Origin of the sequence: Aquitalea sp. ASV11 (assembly GCF_016429185.1) — a bacterium.
GTDB classification, from domain to species: Bacteria; Pseudomonadota; Gammaproteobacteria; order Burkholderiales; family Chromobacteriaceae; genus Aquitalea; species Aquitalea pelogenes.
The window spans coordinates 28482-40223 of the sequence record NZ_JAELUD010000038.1 but is presented as its reverse complement, the minus strand read 5'-3'; the positions used below and the strand labels follow the sequence as shown (position 1 = coordinate 40223).

Sequence of the window (11742 nt, the reverse complement as noted above, 5' to 3'; positions counted from 1 at the left end):
GGTTTGACCCGCAGGCTGCCATGCCGGGCCATGTAATCCATCTGGCCATGGCACCCCTCATCCAGCCAGGCCTGCAGTTGCGCCTCGGCCTGCGCTGGCAGCTGGGCCTTGCTGATTCGTGCAGCGGCAAAGCCCAAATCTTGCGCCCAGGCTTTGATTTGCCCGGCCAATTCGGGATAATCCAGTTTTTGATAGGATTTCTCAGTCATATGGTCATGGATGATACCAGCGTTCGCAGTGGCAACCTGCCCGATGAGTCAGCAACCCTTACGCTTGGCGCAAGCATGGCTACGGCACTGCAGGCAGGTATAGTCATTTTCCTGCAAGGCGACCTTGGTGCAGGAAAAACCACATTTACCCGTGGCCTGCTGGCTGGCCTGGCCTATCATGGCAAGGTAAAGAGCCCCACCTACACGCTGGTGGAAAGCTACCCGTTTGCCGACTTCACCATCCATCATTTCGACCTGTATCGTTTTGCTGACCCGGAAGAATGGGATGACGCAGGTTTCCGTGATTATTTCGGCAAGGATAGCGTTTGTCTGGTCGAGTGGCCGGACAAGGCCGGTGCTTTGCTTCCGCCTGCCGATCTGACACTGGAACTTGAAGTCAGCAACACAGGTCGCACGTATCGTTTAACTGCAAGAACAGAAACCGGACAGTCATGCCTGACTCGACTTTCGACCCCATCCGCCGCCGCCTGATTGGTGCGGCTGCCGCCACTTTCCTGCTTAGCGTCAGCAAGCTGGGCTTTGCCAGCAACAGCCAGGTAGTTGCCATCCGTATCTGGCCGGCGTCCAGCTATACCCGCATCACGCTGGAAGCCAGCGATGCCATCAAGTTCAAACAGTTCACCATCAGCAATCCCGACCGGCTGGTGATTGATCTGGAAGGCGTGCAGCTCAACAGCGTGCTGAAAGACATCAGCAGCCAGATTGCCGATGCCGACCCGTATATCAAGACAGCCCGCGCCGGGCAATTCAGTCCGGATACCGTCCGCCTGGTGCTGGAACTCAAAACCGATGTCAAACCGCAGGCTTTCACCCTCAATCCGGTGGCCGAGTACAAACACCGGCTGGTGATTGACCTCTACCCCTCCAGTGGCGCACAAGACGACCCGCTGATGGCTCTGCTCGACGATTACAACAAGGGCAAGCTCACCGAGCCGCCGCCACAGGTGAAGCCAAAGAAAAACGACAGTAACCGCCCCATCGTGGTGATGCTGGATCCCGGCCATGGCGGTGAAGACCCTGGCGCCATCGGCATGAATGGCACCCGCGAAAAAGACATTGTGTTGCGTATCGGCAAGCAGCTGAAGCGCATGATTGATGCCGAGCGCAACATGAAAGCATTCATGACCCGCGAGGAAGACATTTTCATTCCGCTAGGCGTGCGCGTGGCCAAGGCGCGCAAGCTGAATGCCGACCTGTTCATTTCCATCCACGCGGATGCAGCCCCCAACCGCAGCGCACGCGGATCTTCGGTATTTGCCTTGTCCGAGAAAGGTGCTTCCAGTGCCTTTGCCAAAACCATGGCCCAGTCGGAAAACAGCTCCGACCTGATTGGCGGGGTGAAGATTGCCAGCAAGGACAAGTTCCTGGCACATACCTTGCTGGACCTGACCCAGACCGCCACCATCAATGACAGCCTGAAACTGGGCAAGATCATGCTGGGCAAGGTGGGCGGCCTGAACAAGCTGCACAGCTCCCAGGTGGAACAAGCCGGCTTTGCCGTTCTCAAGGCACCGGACATCCCGTCCATCCTGGTGGAAACCGCTTTCATCAGCAATCCGGAAGAAGAGCAACGCCTGCTGGACAGCGACTTCCAGCAACAGATGGCCGGCTCCATCCTTAGTGGCGTGAAAACCTACTTCACCCAGGGGGCTGCGCTGGCAGCCCGGGCCTGAGGCAGGAACAGGACGCAAAAAAGCCCGCTTGAGCGGGCTTTTTTCTTGAATGGATCAGCGGTAGCGCGCCGGATCAATCTCGCTATCCGGGCTTTCCTCCACCGCAGGCACACGGTATGTCTCGTTGGCCCACTCACCCAGATCAATCATCTTGCAGCGCTCGCTGCAAAAGGGACGATACTGGCTGGCTGGTTCCCAGCGCACGGCGGCGCCGCAAGTGGGACAGGACACAATACGAACAGCTTGGGACATAAGGCTTAGAACTTGCAGTTGGTCAAAGTGAATTCAACATCCGACTCGGTCTGGCGCGGACGGGTCTCACCAGTGACTGCGCTGACAAAACGGACATTGATGGCATATTTGTTGGCCGAGAGCTCCGGCAGCACGTTCAAGGCCGGATCGTAGGCAATACGGATCATCTGCACCACCTTGCCACCGGACATCTGCTGGAAGGCGCCATTGCGCGCAACATAATGATGCGTCTTGCCACTATCACGCAGCAGATGCAGCAGGATGCGCGCAGCCTCGGCCGTCGGCATCAGCGGTGCCGCCCAGCGCCGCATGTCACGACGTCGCTCTTCAGCCGGCTTCTGCTGCCACAAATAGTAGGACGGCAGATCGAACTGGCAAGTCCCGCCGGGGATGCCTGCACGCTGCTTGATCGCCATCAGCCATTCGTTTTCGCGCAGATGCTGGCCGAACTTTCCGGTAATGCCATGCAGCTTTCCAGCAGCCAGCTCAATTTCGTCCAGCACCTTGTCCAGGCTGTCTTCCGCCACATTCGGATTTTCGCGCAGCGCTTCGAGCACCTGCTTCTGACGTTCAAGCTCCTGCAGCAAGTCGGCTTTCAGGTCAGCACGGGATGCAGTCTCCAGCAATTCGAACAGCACCAGCAATGCCGCATGGTGGTCCATTGCATGGTCTTTGCCCAGAAAATAGGCCAGCCGATCATACAACTGCTCCAGACGCAGCAATGTGCGGGTTCGCTCGGTGACAGGAAACTCGAAACTGATCACAAGACGTCTGCCCTTCTTGGTGGCTTGGAAAATGCCTTGTCACGCGCCGTGGGCAAGGTTTGCAAGATAATACTGGTGTTTGGCCTCGACTTGAAGCTGTAATGCTGCAAGTGTGCCGCCATTATCAATGACATCATCGGTCAGTGCCAGTCTTTGGGCGCGGCTCATTTGCGCTGCCATGATGGCGCGCACCGCCTCAGCGGTCAAACCACTGCGCGCCTGCACACGCTGTAGCTGTAAATCCTCATCACAGTCCACCAGCAGGGTGCGCTGCACCAGCGCCCGATATTGCGGACTCTCAAACAGCAAAGGTACAACCAGCACAGCATATGGCGCTGTTGAATTTGCCAGCTGTTGCAGGCTTTGTTCCATGATCAGGGGGTGCAAAATGCCCTCGAGACGTTGCCTGGTCGCTGGATTGGCAAACACCAATTCGCGCATGCACTTTCGATCCATGGCACCGTTGCCATCCAGCACATGCTCGCCAAACGCGGCCACAATCGGCGCAATCGCCTCGCCACCTGCAGCAGTAAGCTGATGGGCAATCACATCCGTATCCACCACATCCACACCAAGTGCAGCAAAATGACTGGCGGCAGCACTCTTGCCGGAGCCAATCCCGCCAGTCAGACCCACCACCTTAATGGACATAGCTACCCAGATACCAACTGACGATTTGCTTGCCCCATAGCAGTGCAATCCACCCGGCAGCAGCCAGATATGGACCAAACGGCAATGCCTGGCCACGGCCAATACGCGACAGCAACATCAGGGCAATGCCAACCACAGCCCCCACCAGGGAGGAAAGCAAAATGATGAGTGGCAACATGCTCCAGCCCAGCCAGGCACCGAAAGCTGCCAGCAACTTGAAGTCGCCATAGCCCATGCCTTCCTTGCCGGTACATAACTTGAAAAGCCAGTACACCAGCCATAGGCTCAGGTAGCCTGCAACTGCCCCGATAACCGCATCCTCCAGCGGAACTGCTCCGGTGTACAGATTGAATAACAAGCCAGCCCACACCAAAGGCAGGGTCAGATCATCAGGTAACAGCTGGGTATCCGCATCAATGAAGGTGAGCGCGACAAGGACGGCAGTCAACAGCAAATAGCCCGACATGGGCAGGCCCCAGCCAAAGCGCCATGCAACGACAGCAAACAACAGGCCAGTGAGCAACTCAACAGCCGGATAGCGCCAGCTGATGCCGATGCCACAGTGCGCACAGCGACCACGCAGCAAGGCATAACTGAGCAAGGGGATGTTCTGCCAGGCCTTCACATCCTGCTTGCAGCCAGGGCAATGCGATGCAGGCACCAGCAGATTGTATCGCTCAGCATCCTGGACATCCCGACCGAGATATCGATCACATTCCCGCTGCCAGCCACGCTCCATCATGACCGGCAAACGGTGAATGACCACATTCAGGAAACTGCCCACCAACAAGCCCAGCAACAAGGCCATCACCACCAGCAAGCCGGCATTTTCTGCCAGCATACTTCCGATTTCCACCATGCTTAACCCACCACCTGGCCCATTTTGAAAATCGGCATATACATGGCAATAACCAGGCCGCCAATCAGTACACCCAGAATCACCATGATGGCGGGCTCCAGCAGGCTGGAAAGCGAAGCAACGGCGTTATCCACTTCTTCTTCATAAAAGTCTGCAATCTTGTCCAGCATCTGGTCGAGTGAACCCGACTCCTCACCGATGGAGGTCATCTGCAGCACCATATTGGGAAACAGCCCGGTACGCTGCATGGAATAGCTCAGGCTGGAACCGGCACTGACATCGTTTTGAATCAGTTTTGTCGCCTCGCTATATACCTGGTTACCCGATGCGCCACCGACAGAATCCAGCGCTTCGACCAGCGGAACACCCGCAGCGAACAAGGTAGACAAAGTACGCGACCAACGTGCGATGGTGGCCTTACGAATGATGTCACCGATGACCGGCAGCTTCAGCAGGATGCGGTCAAACTGCTCCTGCAACTTGGGCGTGCGCTTGAATGCGTAGAAAAAAGCAAAGATTGCACCAAAAATGCTGCCGAATATCAGCCACCACCAATGAACAAAGAAGTCGGACAACCAGATGACAACCAGGGTTGGTGCAGGCAAATCAGCGCCAAAACTGGAGAACAGATCCTTGAATGCCGGAATCACGTAAATCATGATTACGGCGGTAATGATGAAGGCTGTCGCCACAATGGCGGTGGGGTAGATCATGGCCGACTTGATCTTGCCCTTGATTGCCATCACCTTTTCTTTATAGGTAGCCAGCTTGTCCAGCAAGGAGTCCAGTACACCACCGGTTTCACCTGCTGCAATCAAATTGCAGAACAGCTTGTCGAAATACAGTGGACGCTTGCGAAAAGCTTCCGCCAGCGACAAACCGGTTTCAACATCTGCCCGTACTTCCAGCAACATCTTGGTGACAGCAGGGTTGCCATGCCCTTTGGCTGCGATATCGAATGCCTGCAGTAAAGGGACACCAGCCCGCATCATGGTAGAAAGTTGACGAGTGAACAGCGTGATGTCTTTTTCGGTAATCTTGCGGCCAAAACCACTGCGACGGCGCTTGACCTTGACGACATTAATTCCCTGCCGACGCAACTGGGTCTTGGCGACAGCCTCAGTTTCGGCACGCAACTCCCCGCGCACCACTTTTCCTGCACGATCCTTACCTTCCCATTCCCAGATAAAACCCGGGTTTACCTTTTTCGCCACGGTTGCCATGGTTTATATCTTTCTTATACCTAATCGTTGGTCACAGCCTCGATCTCGGCCAGCGAGGTCAGCCCACGCTTCACCTTCAGCAAACCGGCATGACGCAAATCAATCATGCCCTCTTGCAAGGCAAGGTCACTGATATCAATGGCAGTACCATTCTGCATGATCAGACGGGTCATGGCATCACTGATGGGCATGACTTCATAAATACCGGTACGTCCTTTATAGCCCGAGCCACGGCATTCGTCGCAGCCAACCGGACCGTATGGTTTCCAGCTGCCATCCAGTTCCTCCGGGCGGAAACCCGCCCGCAGCAATGCCGGTTCAGGAATATCTATTGGTGCCTTGCAGTGATTGCACAAGCGCCGGGCCAGACGCTGGGCCATGATCAACAGTACCGAACTGGCGACGTTAAATGGTGCCACACCCATGTTCAGCAAACGCGTCAAGGTGGCAGGCGCATTATTGGTATGCAAGGTGGAAAATACCATGTGACCGGTTTGTGCAGCCTTGATGGAAATGTCTGCCGTTTCGAAATCCCGGATTTCACCCACCATGATGACATCAGGATCCTGCCGCAGAAACGCCTTCAAGGCAGACGAGAAGGTGAGACCGGCCTTCTCGTTTACATTGACCTGGTTAATGCCAGGCAAATTGATTTCAACCGGATCCTCCGCCGTCGAAATATTGATATCCGGCTTGTTCAGGATATTAAGGCAAGTATAAAGCGAAACCGTTTTACCACTACCGGTAGGCCCGGTCACCAGCACCATCCCGTATGGACGCGCAATGGCTTCAAGCAGCATTTTCTTCTGCTCTGGCTCAAAACCCAGCTGTTCAATATCCAGCGATGCAGCAGAAGCATCAAGAATACGCATCACGATCTTCTCGCCAAACAGGGTTGGCAAGGTACTGACACGAAAATCAATTGAATGTGTCTTGGACAACACCAGCTTCAAACGACCATCCTGCGGTACGAGCTTCTCCGAAATATCCAAGCGCGATATCACCTTGATACGGGATGCAATTTTCTCTTTCAACAGCAAAGGCGGCTGCGCAATCTCTTTCAGCTGGCCATCCACGCGATAGCGAATGCGGTAAAACTTTTCGTAAGGCTCGAAATGGACGTCGGATGCCCCGCCGTTAATGGCATCCAGCAGAACCTTGTGAATGAACTTGACGACAGGGGCATCATCGACATCAGGCTGATTGGTTTCGCTGTGCGGAGTGGGCTCATCCGGATCAACAAACTCCAGATCCCCGAATTCCTCGTTCTCCAAGGCCTTGATCGCAGCAGTTGCATCTTCGGTGTACTTCCCAATCACTTTGGAAAGTTTGTCATCTTCAACCACGACCACTTCAACCGTCAGACCGGTCTTGAAAGTAATGGCGTGGAACGCGGATGTCTGGGTCGGATCAGACGTACCAATAAACAGCTTGTTACCACGCTTGAACAAGGGAACCAGGCGACGACTGCCAATCAATTCGTCATCAACCAGACCCTTGGGTAACTGAACAGGGTCGATGGCACCCATGTCCAGCAAAGGATAACCAAATACCCCCGATGCAAAAGTGGCAACCTCCACTGCGGACATCTTCTTGCTGGCAATCAGTTGCTCGACAAAACTGATGCCAGATGCCTGCGCCTGACGCTGGATAGCCTCTGCATCTTGCAACAGCAATGCATTGTTCTGCACCAGCGCTCTTCCCAGACCAGATATACCAGCAGAAGCTTCCATAACTCCCCTTTGCGACTAGACGCTACCAATCAAGCCATATGGCATGCTGGCATTATATGCGTTGCACGGACAAAGTGGCAGGCCCCTTGGTTAGGCCTGCTCACTATCCGGTTTCTACTGCAGAATAATGCAAAAAGGACTGCCGAAGCAGTCCTTTTCTTAAGTTTAACTCTCTGAACGAGAATTAGAACTTGTGCTGAACGCCAACAGCAACGGTGTGCTCGTTGGAGAACTTGTTATCGCTGGTATCACGATAGGAGTTCTGAACGAAGCCGTAGGAAGCGTAAGCAGTGGTACGCTTGCTCAGAGCGTAGTCAGCGCCCAGTACGTACTGGTTCAGGTGACCCTTAAGGTCGGTACCGTTAAGCGAAGCACCCCATACGCGACCGTAGGAGAATTTCGGAGTGATGGCACCAAAGGTGTAACCCAGAGTCAGACCAGCTTCTTTCTTCTTCAGCTCTTGACCAGCAAAGGTATCACCCAAGAATGCAGTGGCTGTAGCATCAGTACCAATAGTACCAGCAGCATTAGCCGCAGCCAACTTGGATTGACCGTAGTAAGCAGCAGCCAGGATGTTGTTGGCATTGTAGCCAGCTTCCAGGCGCCAGTAGTTACCCGGCTTCCATTCGCCACCAGTAGTCTGGTAGTTGTTGTTGTAACGCTGATAGCCAAAGGTACCGAAGTAACCGGAGTTGGTGTAGGTAGCACCAATGCTGAAGGTGTTTTGCTTGTTGGTGTTGCTGGTTTCATCAACACCGTAAACAACAGCACCGCTCAGACCTGCAACGAATTCCGGGATGTCGTAACGGATGGCGTTGCTAACACGACCGTCCAGCTGGTTGATGGAGCTATAGGATTGACCGTTAACACCCTTGTTGCCGTAGATCCAGGCATCCGGAGCGCCAGCGTCGGAGTTCAGGAAGGTGCTCAGCTTACCGATACGTACCTTACCGAAAGCGCCTTGCAGACCAACAAAGGAGTCACGGGAAGCAAAAGTATTACCGTAGCCATTACCGGAAGTAGAACCAGTGGTGCCGTCGATGTTCAGGCCTTGTTCAACTTGCCAGATGGCTTTCAGGCCATTGCCCAGATCTTCGTTACCCTTGAAACCGATCAGGGAACCGGTATCGTCGATGCGGGTAACAGCCTTCGGCTTGCCGTTTACGTCCTTAACGCCGTTGGCGTAGGTCTTGCTGCTTTCCACATCGGCTTCGATAGTGCCGTAAATGGTTACATCAGCCATTGCATGAGCTACCGGCAGAGCGGCCAGAGCCAGGGCGATCAGCTTCTTGTTCATCGCTAATTCCTTTCGAAGTCAGTTAATGTAGTCCTGTTAGATTGCCTTGCCAGCGCACGGCACCCGGACATTTTTTCACCGCCGATTGATCGGCTGGTTGCTGGCTGAAATATAAAACGCCCGTTGCAAAAATACAAAACATCGCAGCGAAACCATGATGACAGCCTGAAGCACCCCGCCAGCAACAAAACAGCAAGTTATTGTTTTTATTGAAGTTTACTAGCAATTGCCGCTACAGGCCAGTAAAACCAAAAAAACAACAACCCCAGCAAAGTGTTGCAAAAATGCTAATAATGCACTGTTTTTGCATGCCCACCCATCACCTGACAACGCCCTAACATGTCCAATACCAACATATTCTGGTTCCGCCGAGACCTGAGGCTGGATGACAATGCAGCGCTGTACCATGCACTGAAAGCTGGCAAACCCGTCCGCTGCCTGTTTGTTTTTGACCGTGAAATTCTGGATGAACTGGCTGCCGATGACCGACGGATTGACTTCATCTGGCAGTCAGTTGCCGAGCTACGGCAGGAGCTGAATCGCACAGGCAGCGATTTGCATGTGGCACAAGGGCGAGCCAGTGATGTAGTTCCGGCACTGGCGCAACAGTGGCAGGCAGATTCTGTATTTGCCAACCGTGACTACGAACCTGCAGCACGCGTGCGTGATCAGCATGTCGCTGAGCAGCTGGCACAACAGGGGCGTCAACTGCAGTTGTTCAAGGACCAGGTCATCTTTGAAACAGATGAGATTCTCACCACCACACGACGCCCCTACACGATATTCACACCTTATAAGAATGCATGGCTGAAAAAACTGGATGGCTTTTACATGCAGGCCTATCCGACTCACCAGTATCTGCACCACCTGGACCGATGGCGCTCCTCTCCCACCCCATCACTGGAAGAGCTGGGTTTTAAAGCCGGCCTGGTGAGCCTGAAAGGTGGCAGTCATGCGGCACAGCAGCTGTTTGCCGACTTTTGTCAGCGCATCACTCACTACAAGATATGGCGTGACTTTCCGGCAACCAAAGGGGTGTCCTATCTTTCCACCCACTTGCGCTTCGGTACCATTTCCATCAGAAAACTGGTTCAGTTTGCTTGCCTGCAAGGGGGGGAAGGCGCGGACTGCTGGCTGGGCGAGTTGATCTGGCGTGATTTCTATCAGCAGCTGATTTGGCACTTTCCCATTGCTGCCGAACAAAGCTTCAAGGATGAGTATCGTCAGCTTGCATTTGAGAATCGTGAAGAGTGGCTGATTGCATGGCAGGAAGGGCGTACAGGCTATCCGATCGTGGATGCGGCAATGCGCCAACTGAACCAGAGCGGCTACATGCATAACCGCTTACGCATGATTACAGCCAGTTTTTTGGTCAAGGATTTGCTGATTGACTGGCGCAAGGGGGAAGCATACTTCGCCGCCAAGCTGCTCGATTTTGACCTGGCTGCCAATAATGGTGGCTGGCAGTGGGCAGCCTCAACCGGCTGCGATGCACAACCTTATTTCAGGATATTCAATCCGGCCACCCAGTCCGCCAAGTTTGATCCTGATGGCAAGTTCATCCGTCGCTATGTACCCGAACTGGCCCAGTTCAATAACAAGGACATTCATGCTCCATGGCTGGCCAAAAATCCGCCCATGGGCTTTCAACTGGGCAAAGACTACCCGAAACCACTGGTTGACCATGCGGAACAGCGACAGAAAGCCTTGATGCTGTTTGGCAAGAACAAGGAATGACAATAGCAAAAAGCGCCCAAGTGGGCGCTTTGCTTTTACAACGATGGCTTCAGCAACTCACTTTTTCGCCGGCGCGGCCTTGGCTGCTGGTGCAGCCGCCTTGGCAGGGGTTGCGGCCGCAGGAGCGGGAACGGCACTAGCCCCGGTGACGCTAATGTCCTTCTTCAACTTTTCCAGTGTCTTGTCGCCGATACCGCTTACCTTCTTCAAGTCATCTACCGTCTTGAATGCACCATTCTTGGTTCGGTAATCGATAATGGCTTTGGCTTTTACCGGGCCGATGCCATTGAGGGACTCAAGCTGCTGCTGGTTAGCCGTATTGATATTGATAGCGGCCAACGCAGAAGCGCAGATAAAAAACATACCAACAATCAGCGCAAACAGTTTTTTCATGAAACGGGGCTCCTTACATTGATTGAAAAACATTCCAGTCAATAACGATGCAACAGTAATTCCAGTACTACTTTGCTACCGATGTAAGCAAGCAACAAGGCCCCGAAACCAGCCAGTGTCCAGCGTATCGCAATCTTCCCGCGCCAGCCCTTGAAGTGTCGCCCCAAGAGCAAAGCAGCGAACAACAACCAGGAGATGACGGAAAAGACTGTCTTATGGCTCAGGGCAACTGCTTTGCCAAACACCTCTTCAGAAAAAACGATGCCGGTGAGCAATGACACTGTCAGCAACAAGAAACCAATGCCGATGACCTGAAACATCATTTTTTCCAACGAGAGCAAAGGCGGAAGCTGTCGTACCAGCGATAACCAACGCTTGTCGTGCAGGGCTTTCTCGAGGAACAACATCAATACGGCCAGCAACGCTGCGATGGCAAACAGACTGTAAGCCACAATCGATACCAAAACATGCAGGGCGAAAGCCGGATTGCCAAGGTCATGGATGATGTGCTCACCCGGAAATACCAGTGAGAACACCAGTGTGAACACGGCCAGTGGCATCATGAACAACTGCAGGCCCTCTACCCGGTAGAAAAAGCCGCATGTCCAGTAAATCACCAGCATCATCCAGACCACAACCGACAGGGCTCGCCCCACACCCAGGGAAAACATCACGCCTTCCGACAAAGGAGACACTACCGCATAGGCATGCACTAACAGCAGGAAACCCAGCGCGGTATGCTCCAGTTTCGGGTTACGCGGCAAACTGGCAACACCCTTCCAGTTACCGATGAAATGCCATGAGAGCCCGGCATAGGCCAGGCTCAGCAGAATAGTCAGGGAAAAAAGAAACGCGGTCATGGTGTTAGCGCCATCATTTGCGGGCGTCAACCCGGCAGCTCGTGGTAAAATCGTAAGTTTGAAAGTCTAC

The 11742-nt window shown here is 53.9% G+C and carries 12 protein-coding genes; 3 read left to right on the top strand and 9 right to left on the bottom strand.

Features of this window, described 5'->3' with window-relative positions:
- The first annotated feature begins 215 nt into the window (after positions 1–215).
- Positions 216–701 carry a tRNA (adenosine(37)-N6)-threonylcarbamoyltransferase complex ATPase subunit type 1 TsaE gene (tsaE, locus tag JHD62_RS13120; protein ID WP_199103271.1) on the top strand — a complete coding sequence of 162 codons (486 nt, stop codon included), beginning with the start codon at positions 216–218 and terminating at the stop codon, positions 699–701.
- Positions 662–1903 carry an N-acetylmuramoyl-L-alanine amidase gene (locus tag JHD62_RS13115; protein ID WP_045845411.1) on the top strand — a complete coding sequence of 414 codons (1242 nt, stop codon included), beginning with the start codon at positions 662–664 and terminating at the stop codon, positions 1901–1903. Before tsaE ends, JHD62_RS13115 begins: the two co-directional genes overlap by 40 nt.
- Before the next feature lie 54 nt (positions 1904–1957).
- Here JHD62_RS13115 and yacG read toward each other — a convergent pair whose 3' ends face one another.
- The 7 genes from yacG to JHD62_RS13080 form a co-directional block, all read right to left on the bottom strand.
- Positions 1958–2155 carry a DNA gyrase inhibitor YacG gene (yacG, locus tag JHD62_RS13110; protein ID WP_045845412.1) on the bottom strand — a complete coding sequence of 66 codons (198 nt, stop codon included), beginning with the start codon at positions 2153–2155 and terminating at the stop codon, positions 1958–1960.
- A 5-nt stretch (positions 2156–2160) separates the two neighbouring features.
- Positions 2161–2919 (bottom strand): cell division protein ZapD, encoded by a 759-nt coding sequence (zapD, locus tag JHD62_RS13105; protein ID WP_199103269.1) that lies wholly within the window; start codon positions 2917–2919, stop codon positions 2161–2163.
- Positions 2920–2958: 39 nt separating this feature from the next.
- Complete coding sequence (coaE, locus tag JHD62_RS13100) at positions 2959–3570, bottom strand: dephospho-CoA kinase (protein ID WP_199103268.1); 612 nt, start codon at positions 3568–3570, stop codon at positions 2959–2961.
- Complete coding sequence (locus JHD62_RS13095) at positions 3560–4411, bottom strand: A24 family peptidase (protein ID WP_233160914.1); 852 nt, start codon at positions 4409–4411, stop codon at positions 3560–3562. The genes coaE and JHD62_RS13095 overlap by 11 nt, the downstream gene beginning before the upstream one ends.
- 20 nt (positions 4412–4431) lie before the next feature.
- Positions 4432–5652: a type II secretion system F family protein gene (locus JHD62_RS13090; protein WP_199103266.1), complete on the bottom strand. Its 1221-nt coding sequence runs from the start codon at positions 5650–5652 to the stop codon at positions 4432–4434.
- A 20-nt stretch (positions 5653–5672) separates the two neighbouring features.
- Positions 5673–7385, bottom strand: coding sequence for a type IV-A pilus assembly ATPase PilB (gene pilB, locus JHD62_RS13085; protein ID WP_233160913.1), 1713 nt, complete (start codon positions 7383–7385; stop codon positions 5673–5675).
- A gap of 184 nt (positions 7386–7569) precedes the next feature.
- A complete protein-coding gene (locus JHD62_RS13080; RefSeq protein WP_199103265.1) occupies positions 7570–8682 on the bottom strand; it encodes a porin in 1113 nt (370 codons plus the stop codon).
- A gap of 339 nt (positions 8683–9021) precedes the next feature.
- On the opposite strand from JHD62_RS13080, the gene JHD62_RS13075 reads away from it, so the two are divergent.
- Positions 9022–10419 carry a deoxyribodipyrimidine photo-lyase gene (locus tag JHD62_RS13075; protein ID WP_199103264.1) on the top strand — a complete coding sequence of 466 codons (1398 nt, stop codon included), beginning with the start codon at positions 9022–9024 and terminating at the stop codon, positions 10417–10419.
- 57 nt (positions 10420–10476) lie between these two features.
- Here JHD62_RS13075 and JHD62_RS13070 read toward each other — a convergent pair whose 3' ends face one another.
- Both JHD62_RS13070 and JHD62_RS13065 read right to left on the bottom strand, forming a co-directional pair.
- Complete coding sequence (locus tag JHD62_RS13070) at positions 10477–10812, bottom strand: ComEA family DNA-binding protein (RefSeq protein WP_199103263.1); 336 nt, start codon at positions 10810–10812, stop codon at positions 10477–10479.
- Positions 10813–10850: 38 nt separating this feature from the next.
- Complete coding sequence (locus JHD62_RS13065) at positions 10851–11672, bottom strand: inner membrane protein YpjD (protein ID WP_199103262.1); 822 nt, start codon at positions 11670–11672, stop codon at positions 10851–10853.
- Between the last annotated feature and the right edge of the window lie 70 nt (positions 11673–11742).